The 20,980-nt window shown below is 31.0% G+C and carries 21 protein-coding genes; 5 read left to right on the top strand and 16 right to left on the bottom strand.

The genetic code is table 11. The annotated features are described in order from the left end of the window. Positions 1-95: 95 nt before the first annotated feature. Positions 96-830 (top strand): flagellar type III secretion system pore protein FliP, encoded by a 735-nt coding sequence (gene fliP, locus KAR67_RS07010; protein ID WP_170876443.1) that lies wholly within the window; start codon positions 96-98, stop codon positions 828-830. Here the strand turns inward: fliP and KAR67_RS07005 are convergent. The 9 genes from KAR67_RS07005 to KAR67_RS06965 form a co-directional block, all read right to left on the bottom strand. Next, complete coding sequence (locus KAR67_RS07005) at positions 827-1,051, bottom strand: hypothetical protein (RefSeq protein ID WP_002780361.1); 225 nt, start codon at positions 1,049-1,051, stop codon at positions 827-829. The genes fliP and KAR67_RS07005 overlap by 4 nt on opposite strands. A gap of 19 nt (positions 1,052-1,070) precedes the next feature. Further along, on the bottom strand, positions 1,071-1,304 hold the full coding sequence (locus tag KAR67_RS07000) for a hypothetical protein (protein WP_052777430.1): 234 nt from the start codon (positions 1,302-1,304) through the stop codon (positions 1,071-1,073). A gap of 92 nt (positions 1,305-1,396) precedes the next feature. After that, positions 1,397-2,167 carry a transporter substrate-binding domain-containing protein gene (locus tag KAR67_RS06995; protein ID WP_002776733.1) on the bottom strand — a complete coding sequence of 257 codons (771 nt, stop codon included), beginning with the start codon at positions 2,165-2,167 and terminating at the stop codon, positions 1,397-1,399. Positions 2,168-2,261: 94 nt separating this feature from the next. Further along, on the bottom strand, positions 2,262-3,596 hold the full coding sequence (locus KAR67_RS06990; protein WP_162284544.1) for a hypothetical protein: 1,335 nt from the start codon (positions 3,594-3,596) through the stop codon (positions 2,262-2,264). Between the two features lie 75 nt (positions 3,597-3,671). After that, complete coding sequence (locus KAR67_RS06985) at positions 3,672-4,916, bottom strand: hypothetical protein (protein WP_162284545.1); 1,245 nt, start codon at positions 4,914-4,916, stop codon at positions 3,672-3,674. Positions 4,917-5,004: 88 nt separating this feature from the next. Further along, positions 5,005-5,724, bottom strand: coding sequence for a 3-deoxy-manno-octulosonate cytidylyltransferase (gene kdsB / locus KAR67_RS06980; protein ID WP_002859834.1), 720 nt, complete (start codon positions 5,722-5,724; stop codon positions 5,005-5,007). After that, positions 5,721-7,133, bottom strand: coding sequence for a threonine synthase (gene thrC / locus KAR67_RS06975; RefSeq protein ID WP_002799649.1), 1,413 nt, complete (start codon positions 7,131-7,133; stop codon positions 5,721-5,723). Before thrC ends, kdsB begins: the two co-directional genes overlap by 4 nt. Next, positions 7,120-8,052: a tetraacyldisaccharide 4'-kinase gene (locus KAR67_RS06970; RefSeq protein ID WP_002776725.1), complete on the bottom strand. Its 933-nt coding sequence runs from the start codon at positions 8,050-8,052 to the stop codon at positions 7,120-7,122. Before KAR67_RS06970 ends, thrC begins: the two co-directional genes overlap by 14 nt. Then, positions 8,052-8,798 carry an NAD+ synthase gene (locus KAR67_RS06965; RefSeq protein WP_002776720.1) on the bottom strand — a complete coding sequence of 249 codons (747 nt, stop codon included), beginning with the start codon at positions 8,796-8,798 and terminating at the stop codon, positions 8,052-8,054. Before KAR67_RS06965 ends, KAR67_RS06970 begins: the two co-directional genes overlap by 1 nt. Positions 8,799-8,871: 73 nt before the next feature. Between KAR67_RS06965 and KAR67_RS06960 the strand changes: the two genes are divergently transcribed. Together KAR67_RS06960 and KAR67_RS06955 are read left to right on the top strand one after the other, a co-directional pair. After that, positions 8,872-9,468 carry an MBL fold metallo-hydrolase gene (locus KAR67_RS06960; RefSeq protein WP_002776717.1) on the top strand — a complete coding sequence of 199 codons (597 nt, stop codon included), beginning with the start codon at positions 8,872-8,874 and terminating at the stop codon, positions 9,466-9,468. 11 nt (positions 9,469-9,479) lie between these two features. After that, on the top strand, positions 9,480-9,785 hold the full coding sequence (locus tag KAR67_RS06955) for a hypothetical protein (RefSeq protein ID WP_002776716.1): 306 nt from the start codon (positions 9,480-9,482) through the stop codon (positions 9,783-9,785). 107 nt (positions 9,786-9,892) lie between these two features. On the opposite strand, the gene KAR67_RS06950 is transcribed toward KAR67_RS06955, so the two are convergent. Genes KAR67_RS06950 through murJ form a run of 7 tightly spaced genes read right to left on the bottom strand, consistent with a single transcriptional unit; the run spans position 9,893 to position 18,480 of the window. Further along, the gene (locus KAR67_RS06950) at positions 9,893-10,672 is read right to left on the bottom strand and encodes an enoyl-ACP reductase (RefSeq protein WP_002780350.1); all 780 of its coding nucleotides are present in this window, start codon (positions 10,670-10,672) and stop codon (positions 9,893-9,895) included. Then, positions 10,672-11,568: a 4-hydroxy-tetrahydrodipicolinate synthase gene (gene dapA, locus KAR67_RS06945; RefSeq protein WP_002776714.1), complete on the bottom strand. Its 897-nt coding sequence runs from the start codon at positions 11,566-11,568 to the stop codon at positions 10,672-10,674. Before dapA ends, KAR67_RS06950 begins: the two co-directional genes overlap by 1 nt. 2 nt (positions 11,569-11,570) lie before the next feature. Then, positions 11,571-12,812 carry a pitrilysin family protein gene (locus KAR67_RS06940; protein ID WP_002776712.1) on the bottom strand — a complete coding sequence of 414 codons (1,242 nt, stop codon included), beginning with the start codon at positions 12,810-12,812 and terminating at the stop codon, positions 11,571-11,573. Continuing rightward, a complete protein-coding gene (locus KAR67_RS06935) occupies positions 12,809-13,867 on the bottom strand; it encodes a quinone-dependent dihydroorotate dehydrogenase (protein ID WP_002799651.1) in 1,059 nt (352 codons plus the stop codon). The genes KAR67_RS06940 and KAR67_RS06935 overlap by 4 nt, the downstream gene beginning before the upstream one ends. Before the next feature lie 45 nt (positions 13,868-13,912). Beyond that, positions 13,913-15,646, bottom strand: a complete 1,734-nt coding sequence (locus KAR67_RS06930; RefSeq protein ID WP_002793421.1) for an ABC transporter ATP-binding protein — start codon at positions 15,644-15,646, stop codon at positions 13,913-13,915. Next, the gene (cysS, locus tag KAR67_RS06925) at positions 15,647-17,029 is read right to left on the bottom strand and encodes a cysteine--tRNA ligase (protein WP_131235508.1); all 1,383 of its coding nucleotides are present in this window, start codon (positions 17,027-17,029) and stop codon (positions 15,647-15,649) included. Beyond that, positions 17,029-18,480, bottom strand: coding sequence for a murein biosynthesis integral membrane protein MurJ (gene murJ, locus KAR67_RS06920; RefSeq protein ID WP_002776704.1), 1,452 nt, complete (start codon positions 18,478-18,480; stop codon positions 17,029-17,031). The genes cysS and murJ overlap by 1 nt, the downstream gene beginning before the upstream one ends. A 103-nt stretch (positions 18,481-18,583) precedes the next feature. On the opposite strand from murJ, the gene KAR67_RS06915 reads away from it, so the two are divergent. Both KAR67_RS06915 and ruvA read left to right on the top strand, forming a co-directional pair. After that, a complete protein-coding gene (locus tag KAR67_RS06915) occupies positions 18,584-20,449 on the top strand; it encodes a flagellar assembly protein A (protein WP_002785029.1) in 1,866 nt (621 codons plus the stop codon). Next, positions 20,425-20,976 carry a Holliday junction branch migration protein RuvA gene (ruvA, locus tag KAR67_RS06910; RefSeq protein ID WP_002776701.1) on the top strand — a complete coding sequence of 184 codons (552 nt, stop codon included), beginning with the start codon at positions 20,425-20,427 and terminating at the stop codon, positions 20,974-20,976. Before KAR67_RS06915 ends, ruvA begins: the two co-directional genes overlap by 25 nt. The last annotated feature ends 4 nt before the right edge of the window (positions 20,977-20,980 follow it).

Raw genomic sequence — 20,980 nt, 5'->3', positions numbered from 1 at the left:
ATTTTTCTCTAAATTAAAACAAGTTAAACTCTTTTTTAGTGAGTAAAAGTTAAAATTAAGTTTCATTTTTTAATCAAGGTTTATTTTTGAAAAAAATTTTAACATTATTGTTTATCAGCGGTTTTTTTAGCGTTATTTTCGCTGCCGAAGCAACAATTCCTACAGTAAATTTAAGCCTAAGTGCTCCTGATACTCCTAATCAACTTGTTACAACATTAAACATAGTCATAGTCTTAACCATACTTGCATTAGCTCCAAGTATAATTTTTGTTATGACTTCTTTTTTACGCTTGATTGTAGTTTTTTCATTCTTGCGTCAAGCTATGGGAACTCAAAGTATGCCGCCTAATACCATCTTAGTAACCTTGGCATTGATTTTAACCTTTTTTATAATGGAGCCTGTGGCTACAAAGTCTTATAATGAAGGCATCAAGCCTTATTTAGCAGAGCAAATAGGCTATGAAGAAGCTTTTGCAAGAGGTGTGAAACCTTTTAAAGATTTTATGCTTAAAAATACTCGCGAAAAAGATTTAGCCCTTTTTTATCGCATACGCAATCTACCCAATCCCAAAACCATAGATGATGTTCCACTTACGGTTTTAGTTCCTGCTTTTATGATTTCAGAACTTAAAACTGCTTTTGAGATAGGCTTTTTGATTTATTTGCCATTTTTGGTTATCGATATGGTTGTGAGTTCGGTTTTGATGGCGATGGGGATGATGATGCTTCCTCCTGTTATGATTTCATTGCCTTTTAAACTCTTAATTTTTGTATTAGTGGATGGATGGAATTTGCTAGTGCAAAGGCTTGTGGAAAGCTTTGTAACCTAAGATTTATAAAATCTTAAAAACAAAATTCCAAGAAAAAGATACAAAAGCAAAAATAATTCTAAAGCTAAAAGTATATACAAAAACAAGCCTTTAACGCAAAAAAGAGCTATAAAAACAACAAAAAGAATTACTAAGGCTGTTCGCCCTAGAAAGACTTTTTCTAGGGTCTTGATAGAATAAAAAGTAAAATCTAAAATAAGAGTAAAAATAAATTCTAGCATTGTAAAATACACCCAAAAACTAAGCTTGGTGGCATCTTGCAGCCATCATGTCAATTTTTGAATTGTAAGTACTTCCGCCCGGTACAGGTACATTCGCAACCCCAGCACCTACTATCCCCAATCTTATTCCATAATTTAAAATTAAAGGCATAGCTCTATCTTCTTGATAAGCATATTTGCAATACTCCCTAGCTGCGTTTAGTACAGTGCAAGATAAAAACAAAAATAACAAAAAAAATGCAACTTTTTTCATTATCTTAAATCCTTTTATTTAAAATTTAGATAATGATATTGTATATCAAAATTTATAAAATTAATATTAATTATCAATATTTTATTAAAAGCCTACAAGAAAAAAGTGATATTATTTTGCTTAAAAACTTCTTTAATGTCTTTTAAATACTTATTGCCCAAAAAATCTAAAAAGCCATTTTTCCTACTCTCATCAATAAAATTATCAAGCTTGTCCTTTAAAGCTTCATCACCTTTTCTTACAGCTATACCCCAAAACTCAGGATTTTCTTGAAAAGGCGCTAAAATGGCTCTGGTTGTATCTTGATGCTTTTGCCAAGTCCGATAAATCGTAAGTTGATCATAAAAAAATCCATCAGCCTTTCCTTGAATCACTTCCAAAATAGCAGCATTTTCTTTATCAAATAAATTAATAGTTGCATTTTTTAAATTTTTAACCGCATATAAATGCCCTGTAGAACCACGCTTTAAAGCCAAAACTTTGCCCTTTTTATCTAAATCTTTGATATTTGTAATATCAGAGTTCAAAGGAGTTAAAATAGCCAAATTTGCCTTAGCATAAGGAATGCTAAAATCCACCACTTTCTTTCTCTCATCGGTAATTGTCATAGAGGACATAATAAGATCTATCTTGGCTGTTTTTAAAGCAGGTATTAAACCATCCCAAGCGATATTTTTTACTACAAGTTTATAGCCGTTTTTCTTTGCAAAAGCTTCTAAAAAATCCACGCTAATTCCACTTGCTTTGCCTGTTTTATCGCTCATTTCAAAAGGCGGATATCCAAGCTCCATTCCTACAACCAAATCTTTTGCACTCAAATTTAAAGCAAAAAAAGAGATAAAAATCAAAATAATTTTTTTCATAATTTCCTTTCAAATTTTTTTGTAAAAAAATTATACTAATTTTATCTTATTTTATTATTAGCAATTTATTTCAAACTTAAAAAATTAATACTTCCTAAACCCTAGTTTGTCCCAAAAGATTATTAAGTCTATCCATTATAGAATTAACATAAGAGTCTATACTTTGGTTACTTGCTTTCCAACCATTAGCCTTTGCTTGATTAAACTGATTATCAAACCAAGCTCCACCATAACCTATGCTTGTATTTTGCCAAGCAACTCCTTTTTCTATTGCATATATATCTGCATCAAGCCAACCATCTTGTGCATAGCCTTTTAATAAACTTGCAAAATCTACTTTGCCTGTCATGATGTCATTTAAAGCAATGCTATCACCATTAAAACTTTCTTTAGCCATAGCCCTATTGTAAGCTTCTACTTTTGGATTAAGTGTAGTTTCTGAACTCTCAACAGGTTGTCCGCTACCATATGATTTTAAAAAACTCATAAATAAAGCTTCTTTAGAATAACTTCCATCTTCATTTTGTGGATAAACTGACATATCAGGATTAAATTGCCAATCTTCACCTTTAGAAACATTTTTGATTTCTTCCAAAGATAAACCAAAACTATGTCCATTTATGCCATCTATTAAAGATCCTGATTGTATATATAAACTTTCAGCTTCTTTCATTTGTTCAGGGGTTTGATAAATATTTGTAATAGAAGAATTTGAAAAATCTCTTAAGTGAGTGATATTCATTCTATTGCTTGGATCATTAAAATCCATCGATTTTATTCCATTTATAGCATACCCCTTAGGCATAGAATTTATATCTGCTTCACTAAAACTTGTTTTATCATTTGGAAAACTTTGACCTAAAGCATTAGAAAAAAGATTATAATATTGTTTTATGGTTTCAGCCATATCTATATTAGTATAATACTCGCTTACGCCTAAGTATTCTTTTGTACTTGAAACAACAGGATCATTTTCGGCAGCTTTTTTAATCTCATCCAAAGTAGATTTATGTATCTTAAAATCTTCAGGAAGTCCTGCAGCTTTATTAAAATCACTTCCCATATAGCCATTTTTATCTACACTATAACCATAGGCTGTATCAGTGCTTAAATCTACTTGTTTATATTTTAGAGTATAAATAGAGTTTTTAAATTCACTTGATATATCATAATTAGGAGAACTTGTCTTACTACTTATACTAAAATTAGTATTATTGCTAGTATTTGTTGTATTAGTAGAATTTAATGCTTCACTTCTTGCTAGAGTTTGTGAATTTGCATTTTGAATTTCATTTAATTTACTAGCATTTTGTTTTAAAAAAGCATTAGCAAAACTTATTTTAGAATTTTCTTTACTTTCTTTATTAGCTTTTGCTTGTGAAAGTATAGAATTATAGTTTGAGTTATCATTGATGCTAAAGATACTCATATTAATTCCTTAATTTAGATTTTTCTATTTTTTTATATAGATAAACAAGTTTTTAAACCTACTTATCCATAACCCTTAAACCCTAGTTTGTCCTATAAGATTATTAAGTCTATCCATTATAGATCCAACATAAGAATTTATACTTTCACTGCTTGCTTTCCAACCATTAGCTTTTGCTTGATGAAATTCTCTATCAAAAGAGATTCCACTGCCTACGTATACATTTTGCCATTTAACTCCTTTTTCCATTGCATATATACCTGCATCAAGCCAACCATCTTGTGCATAACCTTTTAATAAACTTGCAAAATCAACCTTACCTGTCATAATGTCATCTAAGGAAACGCTAAAAGAAGGATTTGCTTTCATTTCTAGCTCAAGTTTTGCTTCACGAACTTTTGCTTCAGGACTCAAAACAACTTGATTTGAGGATGGAATAGGCGAATAAGACTTTAAAAAACTCATAAATAAAGCTTCTTTAGAATAACTTCCATCTTCATTTTTTGGATAAACTGACATATCAGGATTAAATCCGCCTTCATTTGAAGGTCCTTGCTCCATGCTTTGCGGAGAAAAGTCAAGTTTCATAAGGTTCATACCCAAATTCATAGTAGAATACTTAATCGCTTGTGCTTCGTGAAATTGTTCTGCGTTAAATATATGTGTTACAATATATTCTTTGTTTTGATTGCAACCATCATTTAGTCCTTTTGGTAATTGCTCTAAATCAGCTTCGCTAAAACTTGTTTTATCATTTGGAAATGCACTTATTACTTGATTAAAACTATTATAATGGGATTTAACAATAGAAGCCATATCAAAACTATCATAATAGTTTCCACTGGTTTCACTAGCCATATTATGTTGATTAAATCTCTCTATCTCATCCAAAGTAGATTTATGTATCTTAAAATCTTCAGGAAGTCCTGCAGCTTTATTAAAATCACTTCCCATATAGCCATTTTTATCTACACTATAACCATAGGCTGTATCAGTGCTTAAATCTACTTGTTTATATTTTAGAGTATAAATAGAGTTTTTAAATTCACTTGATATATCATAATTAGGAGAACTTGTCTTACTACTTATACTAAAATTAGTATTATTGCTAGTATTTGTTGTATTAGTAGAATTTAATACTTCACTTCTTGCTAGAGTTTGTGAATTTGCATTTTGAATTTCATTTAATTTACTAGCATTTTGTTTTAAAAAAGCATTAGCAAAACTTATTTTAGAATTTTCTTTACTTTCTTTATTAGCTTTTGCTTGTGAAAGTATAGAGCCGTAGTTTGAGTTATCATTGATACTAAAGATACTCATATTAATTCCTTAATTTAGATTTTTCTGCCTTCAACCTAAATATATTTTATAAATCATACAAGCAAAATTTGTTCCAATTTGGAATAAATTATTTTCCTAAATAAATTCGCAAAGCCCTTTCATAGTCTTCTTTGGTATCAATCCCCATGCTACTAGTGTTAATTTGAAGCATTTTTATCTTTTTGCCATTTTCAATAGCTCTTAATTGTTCCAATTTTTCAGCTTTTTCAAGGGCGGAATTTTCCAAAGTGCAAAATTCACGCAAAGCTTTAACACTATAAGCATAAATTCCTAAATGTCCTTTAAAACTTTCCTCATAGTCTGCCCTTTCGTAAGGAATTTTCGCTCTTGAAAAATATAAAGCAAAATCATTTTTATCGCAAACCACTTTCACCAAATTCGGATCGCTTGCATCATCTTTACTGATATCTTTATAACAACTTGCCATAAAAGCTTCTTGTTTCAAACAAGAATTAGCAAATTCTTTAAATTTGGCTAAATTCTCGCATTCTATAAAGGGTTCATCTGCTTGTACATTGATGATGATTTCATCATCTTTTAGACCAAGCTTTTTACAAGCTTCATTGATCCTATCTGTGCCACTTTCATGATTTTTGCTTGTTAAAACCGCTTTAAAACCATATTGTTTGGCAATTTCTAACACTTTTTCATCATCTACTGCTATGCAAACCTCATCCACACTAGAAACCTGTTTAGCAGTAGCGATAAACATAGGCACACCACCTATATCACAAAGAATTTTTTCAGGAAAACGCGTTGAAGCTAGTCTTGTGGGTATGATAATCATTTTTTAATCCATTCTAAAATTTCACCTTCGATATCTCCTATCTCGTAGACTTTTTCATCAGCATTTTTAAGATCAAAAAGCTCTAAAAGATCTTTTTTGATATCTACTTTAAATTCTTTAGCCAAAAGCTCAAAATCTGCTTTTTCATCCTTGCATTCTCTACCAAAAAGTGCTTTTACCATACTCGGAGTAAATTTAGTCCATTCTGCTGTTGAAGTAATAATACTTGGCTTTGAAGTATCAAGCATTTTAAAGCAAGTTGCTGTATGAGGATCGATTAAAATTTTACTCTCTTTAATAAATTTCATACATTCTTCATCAGTACAAAAATCAGCTTCAAAATCCTCTTGTAAGCTTTGCAATTCTTCTTTTTCTAATTTGAAATATTTCTCAGTTTTTAACAAATTCATCAATTCATTAGTCCTAAGATCTGAAAATTTAGAAAATAACAATCTTTCAATATTTGAAGAAATAAGTATATCCATAGCTGGAGAAATCGTCTTTTTTAAACTTCTATCCCTAAGATCATATTCTCCTTTGGTGAAAAAATCAGTAAGGATATTGTTAGCATTAGAAACAATTTTTATCTTAGAAATTTTAGCTCCCATTAATTTAGCATAATACGCTCCTAAAGCATTGCCAAAATTCCCACTTGGTATAAGAATTTCAATCTCTTCTTTAAATTCATGATAAAGTTTTAAGCTTGCATAGTAGTGATAGATGATTTGAAATAAAATTCTACCAAAATTTACAGAATTAGCAGCGCAAAGTCCGTATCCTACTTTGCTTAACTCGTCCTTAAAAGTTTCTTTTGCAAGCAAATTTTTTAAAGTGCGTTGTGCATCATCAAAATCTCCCCTGATAGCAAAAACCTTTAAATTTCCCTTATCTAAAGCTCTCATTTGAAGCTCTTGTATAGCACTTGTTCCACCTTTTGGATACATGCAAAGCACTTTAATATTTTCTAAATTTTCAAAGCTTTTAAGCGTTGCAGGTCCTGTATCTCCACTCGTAGCACAAATGATTAAAATTTTTTCATTTTGAGAAAATTCATTTAAAAGCACTCCAAAAGGTTGCAAAGCCATATCTTTAAAGGCTCTTGTAGGCCCATGCCAAAGCTCGTTGATGTATGTTTTATCTTTTATCTTTTTTAAAGCGATAGGTGAGTTTTTATCATCAAATTTTTCATAACTTTTTAAAGCTTTATCAAACAAAGCCTCATGTCCAAATTCAAAACTCTCTATCAACTTTAAAGCAAATTCTTTATAAGATAAGTTCGTGTATTTTTCCCCATCAAATTGAGGTAAACTTAAAGGCGAATAAAGCCCACCTTGTGGAGCATTGGGATTAACTAATGCATTTTTAAAATCTACTTTATTGTTTATATTTCTACTTTCAACTAGCAACATTAAAACTCCTTATATATTGATATAATTTTTCTTTGAAATTTTCTTTTAATTCTATATTCAATTCTATAATCTGACACTTAAATCCAAAATCCTTCACCTTAACATAATCCTTAAAAGTTAGCATTAAAGTATCACAATGATGTTTATCCAACAAAGCTTGCAATTCTTCTTTTTTAAATTCATAATGATCTTTAAAAAAATAACAAGCCCTAGCCTTTATAAAATGCTCATAAAGCCTAAAAGGCTTTGCAATCGCTGTAACTAAAACTGCCTTAGGATTTTCTTTTACATAAGAATAGCGTATAAAATCCCTACCCTCACAAGCTATAAAATCAGCTTTTTTTTCATAAAATTTAGGCAAACGATAAGCACCGCTTGGTAAGGTAAAATTAAAATAAGGCTTGATCTTGCTTTCAAGTAAAATATCAAATTTTTGGATATGAAATTTAGAAAAAGCATCATCTAAAAGCACTATTTTAGCCCCTAACTCAAAAGCTTTTTGAATTCCTGCTACCCTATCTTCACTTACAATCACACCCTTTACACACTCTTCAAATGCGTACTCCATCGCCTCATCGCCACTTTGTGAAACTTGAGCTAAAATTGCATTTTCATTTTTAACCACAAGCAAACCCTTGCTTTTACGCCTATAGCCTCTAAGCACTATAAAAACGCCTTCAAATTCCCTTGCTATAGCCTTGCAAATAGGCGTTTTTCCATTTCCTCCAAAGCTTAAATTTCCTACGCTTATAATGGGTTTTTTAAAATCAATCTTTTGGCGAAAACAAGTATTTAAAATCGCACATAAACCATAAAGCAAACTCAAAGGTAAAAAAATAAAAGCTAAACATTTTTGAAAAAAGCTGGGCTTAAAAAAATAATTATCAAGCCAAAGTTGATACTTTTTTTCTTCATTCATTATTTATTCAAACTCGCAATTTCAGGCATATTTCTTTTAAAAGCATTGTTTTTTATTCTTGATTGAAGCATATCTAATAATTTTTTATCTAAATTTTCTAATGCTTTCATATCTTGATTTTCAAGCGCTTTTAATCCTTTGTCTATAAGCTCATAAGAAAAACCCAAGTCTTTCTCATCACTTTGTCCTATCCAAAGATCCGCACTTGGAGCTTTTTGAATGAATTTTTCATTTAAATTTAAATATCTTGCTAATCCATAAATTTCACTTTTATAAAGCTCTCCTATAGGATTAAAAGCGTAAGCTAAATCTCCATAAATCGTCCCATAACCCAAAAGTAATTCGCTTTTATTTGAAGTACCAACCACTAAAGCTTTTTTTAAAGCAGAATAATCATAAAGCAAGCTCATTCTAATACGTGCAGCAAAATTTCCCCTGCTTAACTCATCTGTATTTTCACTTTGTTTTAAGAAAGCCTCTAAAATGTCTTGAATTTCTATGATTTTGTATTTTAAATTCAATTCTTGACAAAGTTTTAAAGCATCGTTTAAATTTTCTTGATTAGAAAATTTTGTAGGCATTAAAAGCGCAAAAACATTTTCACCCAAAGCCTTCTTACAAAGCGTCGCCACCAAAGCAGAATCAATCCCCCCGCTAAGTCCTAAAACAACGCCATTTAAGCCCGAGTCCTTAACCTTGTGCTGAATGAATTCACATAAAGTCTGAGAAATTTTTTCACAATCCATAAACTTACCTTTAAACAATCAATGTATAATTATAATTCATTTTAGGTTCAAATTTCAATAAAAAAGGCTAAAAATGCAAATTCTAAAACAAGCTTGCGGTCCTTATGAGACAAATTGCTATATTTTAAACACCTCTAAAGGGGATTTTATAATAGATCCTGGCGTTAATGCTCTAAGTTTTATAAAGCAATACGCTAAAAAACCTTTAGCGATTTTAAACACTCACGGGCATTATGATCATGTATGGGATAATGCTAGAGTAAAAAAAGAATTTGACATTCCTATTTATATCCATAAAAATGATGAATTTATGCTACAAGATCCTTTTGGAAAAGGTTTTGAGCCAAGTAAAGCTGATGTTTTAATCGAAAATGAAGATGAGCTTGAAATTTCTAACACTCGGTTTAAATTCCATTTTCTCCCTGGGCATACGCCAGGCTGTACCATGATAGAACTTATGGGTGAAAATTTGATGTTTAGCGGAGATTTTTTATTTTATAGAAGTATAGGAAGATGGGATTTTCCTTATTCAGATGCTAATTTAATGAAACAAAGCTTGGAAAAAGTGATGACTTATAAAGAAGACTTTAGACTTTTACCTGGACATGGGCAAGAAACAAGCCTTAGAGCTGAACAAGTGCATTTACCTTCTTGGCTTAGATATTTTTAAAGGTGATTTTTGTGAATTTAGATTTTGTGTTGCTTTGCTTCTTTGTTTTTTTAGATGCTTTTGCGCTTTTGGGCTTGCTCTTAGGAAATAAGAAAAAAAATCAATTCAATGATAAAAAATTTTATAAAATTTGTCCTTGCAAACAAATGGCAGAAAATGGCTCTTTAAGTACGATTTGTATTTATTCTGCTGTGGGTGGATTTTTTTATAGTGTATTGTCTATAGGTTATATTGGATTTGGCGATTTATTTTTAAATTTGATTTTCTTATTTACGCTTTTGAGTGCTTATATGGGCTGGAAGCTAAAACTTGATTAAACTCTGTTTTTATAATTGTTTTAAAAAATTTATTTTTATAAGTGCAAGTTTTTAAGCAAGCACTTAAAAAATAAATAATATTTTTTAAGTAAAATTAAATTTTTATCTTACTTAAAAGTCGTTCCACCATCTACGATGAAAGTATGTCCTGTTACCCAGCTTGCTTTATTTGAGCAAAGAAAAAGACAAGCACCAGCTAGATCTTCAGGCTGTCCCATACGATTTAAAGGACTTAAATTTATAGTTGCTTGTTTAACCTCTTCATAATTTGTAAAAGCTCTTAAAGCATCTGTTTCAATCGGCCCACCGCTGACTACATTTACACGGATATTTTTTTCTCCAAGCTCTGTTGCTGCATATCTTGCCATTGCTTCAACCGCAGCTTTTGCTGTGCCGTGTCCTGAGTAATTTTCTATATAAACCAAATTTCCAGTAGAAGAAATTGAAATAATACTTCCACCCCCTACTTTTTCCATTCTCTTAGCTGCTTCTTGAGCTCCTACAACAAAAGCATTTACAGTAGCGGTAAAGATATTGTTAATTCCTTTTGGTTTTAACTTCATAAATTTAGTATAGCCACCTACAACCGCACGTCCTGAAATGATAGCATTTGAGATAAAATAATCCACTCTATCAAAATCCACATCAATTTTTTCAAAAAGTTCTTTATAGGTTTCAGGTTCTAAGATATTAAACTCATAAGCTCTAGCTTTGATTTTATAATTTTTCTCCAAATCTTGAACCATTTCATCAGCAATTTGCGCATTAGAATTATAAGTAAAAGCTATATTTGCACCCACTTTAGCAAATTCATAAACTATAGCTTTACCTATCCCGCGAGTTCCACCGCTAATCACTAAAGTTTTTCCTTGAAATTCTGTATTCATTAAAATCCTTTGATCTTATATTTTTTCATCACTTCTTCAATTTTAGCAAAATTTTCCTTACTTGGAGAACAAAGAGGAAGTCTAAATTCCAAACTTTCAATAAGTCCTGCTATATACATGGCAGTTTTTATAGGGATGGGATTGCTCTCGCAAAATAAAATTTTATTGATATTATAAAGCTCATCATTAATCTTTTTAGCTTCTTTATAATTTTCTTCCAAAGCCAAATGAGTAAGCTTGCTAATCATATCAGGCAACAAATTTGAAGTAACTGAAATCACCCCTTTGCCCCCATTAGAAAGTATAGGATAATTGATCGCATCTTCACCTGAAATCAATATCATCCTTGGTTCATGCGCAAGCAAATCAACGCATTTGTCTATATTTCCGCTTGCTTCCTTAACCCCATAAATATTTTCACAATCTCTAAATAATTTAATAATAGTCTCAGTGCAAATTTCACAGCCTGTTCTTCCAGGGACATTGTATAAAAGCACAGGAATATCCACACTATTTGCGATCGCTTTATAATGCTCATAAAGTCCTTGCTGTGTTGGTTTGTTATAATAAGGAGCCACACTTAAAATTCCATCTGCTCCATGCTCTTTGGCAAATTGAGCCAAATCCACAGCTTCATGGGTAGCATTACTTCCAGCACCCGCTAGAACTTTAACCTTAGTTCCTTTACAAATATCTACTGCAATTTCAATACAAGTTCTATGTTCTTCATGGGTTAAAGTCGCGCTCTCTCCTGTTGTCCCAACAGGAACTACCGCATCGATGCCATTATCAATTTGTCTTTGTATCAATCTTGCATAACTTTGCTCATCTAACTTGCCATTTTTAAAAGGTGTAATCAAAGCTGTCATTGCTCCGATAATGATATTTTTATCCATTTTTAATCCTTTCTTAAAATCAATGTAGTCGAATTTGATCTATCAAAATATTTTTTAGCGCTTTTAACCAAATCTTGCTCGCACAAATGGGCTATATTGCTTTCATATTCTAAAAGAGGTTTTAAATCCCCTCTAGCCAAATAAGAACCATAAGTATTTGAAACCGCACTTGCTGTATCGAGTGAAAAGATAAAATCACTCTTGACATTATTTTTTACTTTTTGCAAATCCTTGCTCGAAAAATCGCCCTTTTTAAGTCTATCTATGATCTTCCAAAGCTCTTGTTCTACTTTTTCTGCTTTTACGCCCACATTGCAATTACAAATAAAAATAAACAAATTCTCATCTATACAATCATTTGCAAAAGAATAAAACTCATTGACTAAATTTAATTCATCGACTAAAATTTCATTCATCATAGAACTTTTTCCATTTCCTAAAAGTTCTGCTAAGGCATTTAAAGCAGGTATATCCTTATGTTTAAAATTAGGAATTTTAAAACCTATGGCAAGAAGTTCGGTTTGAGTTGGTTTTTTAATCTCTATCCTTTTAGCTCCATCTTGTTTAGGCTCTTTGGTATGAATTTTTGGAATAGGTTTAGTGTTTTTGATTTTTTCAAAATGTTTTTTGGCTCCACTAAAAACCTCTTCGCTATCAATATCCCCACTTACTATCAAAATAGCATTTTTAGGCTGATAATAAGTACTATGAAATTCTTTAATATCTTCTATGCTCCAATTTTCTATATCCTTAAAAAAGCCTATAGGGGTCCAATGATAAGGATGATACATAAAAGCGTGATTAAAAAGTCTAAAGTACAAATACCCTAAAGGATTATTATCCGTTCTCCATCTACGCTCTTCTAAGACCACACTTCTTTCGGGTTGAAATTCCTCATCTTTAAGGCTTAAATTTTCCATAAGCTCCGCAAAAAGCTCTAAGGTTTTGTCCAAATTTTTCTTAGAACATTTGATATAATAATGAGTATAATCAAAACCCGTGCTGGCGTTATCAACCCCGCCAAAGCCCTTAACTATCTCATCAAATTCCCCTGCTTTTAAATTTTTAGTGCTTTTAAAATTTAAATGTTCAAGCATATGAGCTATACCGCTTTTTCCCATGATCTCATTTCTTGAACCCACTTTATAAAAAATATCTACACTGATAACATCGCTGTTTTTATTTACAGGAAAAGTATAAACATCTAGTTTATTTTTTAGTGTAATTTTACTATAGTCTATCATTTTAAATTTACTCCCACCGCTTCGCTAATATGCATAAAACCATCTTGTTTTAATAATTCTATAAGAGTTTTATTAATATCTCTTACCAATGAAGGCCCCTTAAAAATCAATGCTGTATAAACTTGTATTAAATTAGCTCCATTTTTGATTCGCTCATAAGCAAGCTCGCCGCTGTCTATCCCTCCACTTGCAATAAGTAAAGTTTTTCCAAATAAAACCTTAGCAAGCTCTTTAAAGAAAATACCGCTTTTTTCAGTGATGAGCCTTCCGCTTATGCCGCCAAAAGTTCTGTTATTATCAAGAAGAGAATAATCTACACTTGTATTGGCTATGATAAAACCATCTGCTCCTTTTAAGATAGCATTTTCACAAAGCTTTAAAGCGCTATCTATAGGCATATCAGGAGCGATTTTTATCAAAATAGGTTTGTTAGTGATTTTTCTAGCTTCTTCAAGAAGATGACTTAAAAAATCATCATTTTGAAGTTCTCTTAAATTTTTAGTATTAGGTGAAGAAATATTGACGATAAAATAATCACACAAATCTTTAAAATTTCTAAATAAAGTAAAATAATCCTCCAAAGCTTTATCATTGCTTGTGATCTTATTTTTTCCTATGTTTGCTCCCAAAGGCAAAACAAAAGGATAAATTTTTGATAATCTTGCGGCGATTTTTTCTGCTCCTTGATTATTAAAACCCATTGCATTTTGTATGCTTTCTTGTTTTACAAGGCGAAATAAACGCGGTTTTTCATTTCCCTCTTGAGGCTTTGGAGTAAAGGTTCCAAACTCTAAAAAACCAAAACCAAGAGCCGCTAAAGGGCGTATCATGGTGGCATTTTTATCAAATCCTCCTGCTAAACCCACAGGATTATTAAAATCAAGTCCTAGTAATTTTTGTTTCAAGCTATCATCATTTACAATATAATTATAAGCAAAAAAGCTCAAAGAGCCTGGCAAAGTGGCATTTAAGGACCTTAAACTGCCCTCCACTAAGGCATGAGCATTTTCAGGATCAAGCTTAAAAAGTAAGGGTTTTATAAAATTATAAAGCATATTATTCCTCGTTTTTTTAAAATTTTAACTAAATTTAACTTAAAACTAGACTTTATCTACTTCTTTGTTTTTAAATTTCTGATAAAGTTCGCAACTTTGCAAAAGCTCTTCATTGCTTCCTATAGCAATCATTTGCCCCTGATCAATCACTGCGATCTTGTCTGCATTTTCTATAGTGCTTAAACGATGGGCAATCATTAAAACAAGTCTATCTTTTTTTAAATTTTCTATAGTCTCGATGATGGCTTTTTCACTTTCATTATCAAGAGCTGAAGTTGCTTCATCAAAAATAAGCAAATCAGGATTTTTATACAAGGCTCTAGCTATGGCAATGCGTTGTTTTTGACCCCCGCTTAAATTTTTACCATGCTCTTTTATCTCTGCATAAATTCCTCCCATTTCTTGGACAAATTCATAAGCATTGGCTAGTTTTAAAGCTTTGATAATCTTTTCTTTATTAGGCTCTTCGCTGTAGGCTACATTTTCAGCAAAGCTGTCGTTAAAAAGATAAATATTTTGTGTTACAAGGCCTATTCTATCATGCAAGCTTTCTATGCTAAATTCACTGATATCTAGATCATTTAATAAAATCTCACCCTTTTGCTTATCATAAAAACGCATTAAAAGATTGATGATAGATGATTTTCCACCCCCGCTTGTTCCAACAAGTGCAAGAATTTCACCCTTGTTAAATTCAAAATTAATATCTTTTAAAACACTCTTATAAGGATTTTCATAAGCAAAATCTACTTGTTTAAATTCAATCCTTGCTATACTTTCTAAGTTTTTACTTCCATTTAGAATTTGTGGCTCTAAATCAAGTAAATAAAAAGTCCTCTCGCTTGCTGCTATTGCGCCTTGTAGTCTACCATAAAGCGAAGATAATCTTTTTAAGGGTGTATAAATAGCAAAAAGTGCTGTAATAAAAGCAAAAAAACTACCCACGCTCATCGTACCATGGATCACTTCTCTTCCTCCGATGATAATTACCGCAGCCACTCCAAGCGATCCAATAATCTCCATAAGTGGACTAGTTAGAGCATCAATGCGAGTGGATTTTAAATTCAAACGACAAAGCTCATTGTTTTGTTTGGCAAATTTTTCGCTTTCTTTGTTTTGAGTATTGCTCGCCTTAATAAGCTCAATATTTGAAAAAATTTCACTCAGTCTTGAAAGCAAATCAGAATTTGTTTCTTGTATACTTCTAGCGTATTTTTTTAATTTTCTAGCAAAATGCACCAAGGGCAAAATCGCACAAGGTAAAACTACTAGAGCAAAAAAAGCCAAAATAGGACTTTGATAAAATACCACTATCAATAAACCCACAATGGTTAAAAGCTCTCTAAAAAAATCAGGAATGATATTAGAAACTATGCTTTGAAGAGCGTTAATATCATTAGTGCAACGACTTACTAGCTCTCCGCTTCTGTTGCGTTTAAAAAAATCCATATCAAGCTTTAAAAGATTTTTTAAAACCTTAAAACGCAAAATTCTTAAAGTATCCATTCCTATAAAACTTAAATAATAAGTTTGTAAATAAAAACCCAAATTCTTTAAAATATAAATAATAACAAGTAGAAAAGGTAAGGTATAGAGCAAGGCCTCATTTTTTTCAACAAAAATATAATCTAAAATAGGCTTTAAAGATGCGAAACTTCCAGCTGTTCCTATACTAGTAAGTATCATCCCAAAAATAGCAATGGCAAATTCTTTCTTGTATTTTTTATAAAAAGGCTTAAAACGGATTAAAACATCTTTAAGAGTCATATCTTTATGCATTTAAATTTTCTCCCAAATCGTTCCTTGCGGCGTATCTTGCAAAGCAATACCAAGCTTGAGCAAGTCTTCTCTGATCTGATCTGCTTTGGCAAAATCTTTATTTTTCTTAGCTTCGTTTCTTTGCAAAATTTGATCTTGAATTTTTTCTTTCAACTCTTTGGCGACACCCCATTGAAAATATAAATTTTCATCCATAAAACCAAAGCCAAAAATTTTAGCCAGTTCGCTTAAAGCTTCTTTGATTTTTTGTTTTAATTCTTTATTTTTACTTTGCTGATCAAGCTCTAAATTTGCATTAGTTATAAACTCATCTAAAAGCGCCAAAGCCTTAGAGATATTTAAATCATCACTTAAAACTTCTAAGATTTGCTTGGCGATATTGCTATGAATCTCTATATCATTTAAAATTCCAAAATCTGGGGTTTTTCCCACAGCAAGTCTTTTTTTAAGACGATAAAACTTATCCAAGCGTTTTTTTACATTTTCTAAATCTTCTAAAGAATAATTAAAATGAGCTCTATAATGAGAACTTAAAAGATAAAATCTTAAAGCCTCTCCCATAAAATCTTTGAGTGCATCTTTTAAGAAAAAGCTATTGTTTAAACTTTTGCTCATCTTGTCTCCATTGATTTTTACAAAGCCATTGTGAAGCCAAATTTTTGCCAAAGTTCTTTTGCACGCACAACGACATTGTGCTGCCTCATTTTCATGATGAGGAAATAACAAATCCACTCCACCTGCATGTATATCAAGAGTATCGCCAAAAATAGAATCAATCATAGCCACACATTCAGTATGCCAACCTGGTCGCCCTTTTCCAAATTCACTATCATAAAAATTTTCATCGAATTTCCAAAGAACAAAATCACTCTCATTTCTTTTTTCAACTTCATTACTCAGTCTTGAAACATTTTCTTCTGTGTTACGATGAGATAAGCTTAGATAATCCTCATCTTTGCTAGTATCAAAATACACTCCATCTTCTAAAGTATAAGTAAAGCCATTTTTACTAAGCTTATGGATAAGATCTAACATAGGTTCTATATAATATGTCGCACGAGGTTTAAAATCAGGCTCTAAAACATTTAAAGCTTTCATATCTCTTTCGTAATTTGCTATATAAAACTCAACAAGCTCATTTAAGCTCTTACCGCTTTCACTCATTTTTTTTAAAATTTTATCGTCTATATCTGTATAATTTCTAGCAAATTGCACCCTATAGCCCAAAGAAAGTAAAACTCTACGCAACAAATCAAAACAAACACTGCTTCTAGCATGACCCAAATGCGCATCATCATACACAGTAGGTCCACATAAATAAATATTGACATTATCTTGATCAAGTTCGATTTTTTCTTTTAAAACGCTATCCATTAATTTCATCAAAACACTCCTTTAACACTAGCAACGATCCACAACAAAGCCTCTATAAGATAAGGCTTGATCTCATAAAGCAAAATTGTAAAAACAACAAGTCCTGTAATCATTAAAAAACAAAATTTAAAAGATATTAAAGCAAAAAAGTTCTTAAAACCAAATTCTTTGATATTGGCAATAAGCAAATAAAAAGCACTTAAAGAGCTTGAAAGCGCCACAGCTATAACCTTTAAACTCTCATCTTTGATTAAAAAAATAAAAAGCACAGAGCATAAAGCACTAATAAGCAAAGCTTTAAAGGCGATAAAAGCGGCTGTTTTTTGTTTGAATTTAGCATAAAGCCATAAAGAAAATAATTTTTGTAAGCCAAAAGGCAAAAGCCCTATCAAATAAGCGATTAAAACATAAGCTGTGATAATACTATCTTCGTGAGTAAAATTCCCTCTTTCAAATAAAAGCTTTGAAATTTCTAAAGCAAATACAGAACCTACAATACTTGAAACAATCAACAAAATACTTAAAACCGCTAAAGCTCTTTGCATAAAACTTAAGGCTAAATTTTCTTGATCGCTTTTTAAATGCTTTAAAATTTTAGGAAAAGAAACTTGAGTTAAGGCTATAGCAAAAAGAGCTAAAGGAAGCTGAAAAACGCGGTTTGCATAATAAAGATAAGAAATACTACCCGTCATTAAAAAACTCGCTATTGTCGTATCAAGCAAAGAGCTTATTTGTGTAGCAGAAGAGCCTAAAACTCCATGAAAAAAATTGCTATAAAAACCCTCTAGTTTAGCCTTTGCTCGTCTAAATTTCACACTTAATGCCATAGCGCGTATCACAGGATTTTTTCGCAACACCATTAAATGCAAAATCAATTGTGCCACACCGCTTAATACAGTCGCATAAGAAAAATAATAAAGCGTATCTTGAGGAGCATCTTTATCAACAAAAAATGCGGCTATAACTATACTTAGATTAAACAAAGCTGCCGAAAAAGAAGTGATGAAAAATTTTTGTCTATAATTTAAAATCGCTCCTAAAAAGGTAACCAAAAAAATAAAAAACAAATACCAAAAATTAATCGCCACCAAAGGAGAGGCTAAAGCTATAGTATCGGAACTAAACCCAAAAGCAAAAAGCTTGGTAAAAAATGAAGAAAAAAAGCTTACTAAAAGACAAAATAAAAACACTATAACACTAAATTGATACATCACACTCACGCAAAAAGCGCCTTTTTTCTTTGCTTTGACAAAGTTAGGTAAAAAGCTTTGCCCAAACGCCCCTTCAGCGAAAATTCTTCTAAAAAAGGCAGGCATTTTTAATGCTACAAAAAAAATATCACTATAAATTCCAGCCCCCAAAAAAAGAGCGATTAAAACATCACGCGCTAGACCCAAAACGCGAGAAAATAAAATTCCTAAAGCATTGATAATAAAATTTTTAAACACTAAACTCTTCATAAATTTTCACAAAATTTCAAATATAAAAGCTATCATTTTAACTAAATTTGATTAAAAATTGACTATAATATTGAATTTAAATTAAACAATAAAGGGGAAAGTTTTGGCTTTAGATGAGAAAATCATTTCCTATACCGAAAATCCTTCTCGCGAACTTTTATCTGTAGCTTCAAGAACTAATATCGCTTTAAATGAACTTGATTTTCATCTTTTAGCTTTTTCGACACAATATTGTCTTGAAAATACCGAATGGATAAAAATCGCTGAAAAAGATCTCACTCTTTTTGAAAAAGATGAAGTATTTTTAAAAGAGGATTTGCAAATCAAACAAGAGTACAAAATCGAAATTTTTCATCAAACACGCCAAGATAAAACCGCAAATGCTATCAAGCTGATTGCTAATAAAAATTTAACAAAAATTGTCGCTCAAATCAATTTTAATGAGTTAAAATATCATGAAAAATTAACTTTTGAACTTTTGCAAATTATCTACAAAAAAATGTTAAAGCTTAAGTTTTTAATAGGCATTCGTATCTTTGATTTTAAAAAAGAACTCATCCGTATATGCAATGAACACAAGAAAAATACTTTAAATAAAACCTTGCAAATCAATGTAGCCAAAGGTGTTGAACCTATACAAAGCCAAGATGAAGCCTTAGTTTTGCTTTATAAAGAAAAGGCTAAAGATTATACTATAGATGAAAAACGCTCGGGTATTATAGCAGTTGATGAAAATGAAGTTGTATTAAGATATAACAAATTCAAGCAAGGCAAAGAAGGAAAAGACTTAAATTTACATACTTTAAAAGTTATAGATGCTAATCAAAACAAAATCAAATTTAACTGCTCCTCATTAGCATTTAAGACTGTAGAATACGAAGATTACACAGAATATTTGGCGCTAAAAAAGGGTTATGTAGTTGAAGATCAAGATAAATTTGATATTGCAAACTTGCTTGAATTTAATAATAAAGTTGATTTTAAAAATATAGGCATAATCCGCGCAGGATTGGATAAAAATGTAAAAATAAATATCAAATTTATATCCGATATGCAAGATGCTGTTAATTCAGGTGTAGGAATAGAATGCGAAGAACTCAATATCACAGGAAGCGTTGGAAGCAATACAAATTTAAAAGCTACAAGAATGAGAGTTGAAGGCACCACGCACACAAAATCTAAAATTTATGCCAAAGAAGCCTATATAAAAACACATCGCGGTTTTGCTCAAGCAGACAAACTAAACATAGATCTCTTAGAGGGTGGCAATATAAAAGCCAAGGAAGTAAGGATTAAAAAAAGCTTAGGTGGAGTGATAGAAGCAGATAGAATTTATATAGAACAATTAGAAAGCAATAATTCATGTGTGTTTTACAATAATGTTGTCATAGAACGCTTTGAAGGTGAAAATAATAAATTTCATACTAAAATAAAAAAAATGGATAAAGACTACGATCAAGAACTTTTAAAAATAAAGAATGAAATTTCATCTCTTCATCATAAAATAAGCAAACTCAAACAATACATTCTATCAAACAAAAACAATGTTTTAGATATAGAAAAAAAAGTCTTAGAGCTTAAAAATCAAGGACAAAATATACCAAGCCAATATGAAAAATTTTTAAAAAATTTCTCTATACAAAATGCAAACTTAAATAAACTTCAAAACCAAGAAAAAGAACTTTTAGAATATAGAAAAAAAATCCACGATGAGCTTTTAGCACTAGAAGAGGATTTATTTAAAGCTAAATTTATCAACAAAAGTGGAAAATGGAGCGATATGAATGAAATCAGATTTTCGCTTTTAGAACCTAAAGAAGATATTTTTTATTCTTCTTCCACTAAAGAAAGTGCAAAATTTATAGCTTTGAAAAAAATCATACAAAATAATCAAGAATATATAGAGATTGATAAAAAACTTGACTATGAAGAAAAGGATATAGAATGGTTGTTGCCATCGAAGGAATAATCACAAAAAAAGAACCCACTTTTGCTATCATAAAATGCGCTAGTGGTTTAAGCTATGGGGTTTTTATCTCACTTTTTTGTGCTGCTAAGCTTGAAACTCATCAAAAATACGAGCTTTTCATCACTCAAATCATCAAAGAGGATTCTAATAAATTCTATGGTTTTTTAGATAAAGATGAGCAAAAAATGTTTGAAATGCTTTTAAAAGTAAATGGAGTGGGCGCAAGCACTGCGATGGCTATATGCTCAAGTTTGGATGTAAATTCTTTTTATAAGGCTTTAAATTTGGGAGATGAGAGTGTACTTAAAAAAGTTCCAGGCATTGGTCCAAAAAGCGCCAAACGCATCATCGTAGAACTTGGAGATGCCAAAGTCCAACTCGAAAGTGTGAGCGATGATAAAAGCGAAGCCTTGGCTGCTTTGCTTTCTTTGGGATTTAAACAAGATAAAATATTAAGCGTTTTAAGTACTTGCAACGGAAAAGATACAAGCGAACTTATCAAAGAAGCACTAAAAAAACTAGCATAAGGAA

Source organism: Campylobacter sp. JH32 (assembly GCF_017846535.1).
GTDB lineage: Bacteria > Campylobacterota > Campylobacteria > Campylobacterales > Campylobacteraceae > Campylobacter_D > Campylobacter_D coli.
The sequence above is the reverse complement of the archived record's forward strand: the minus strand, read 5'-3'. Positions and strand labels throughout refer to the sequence as shown.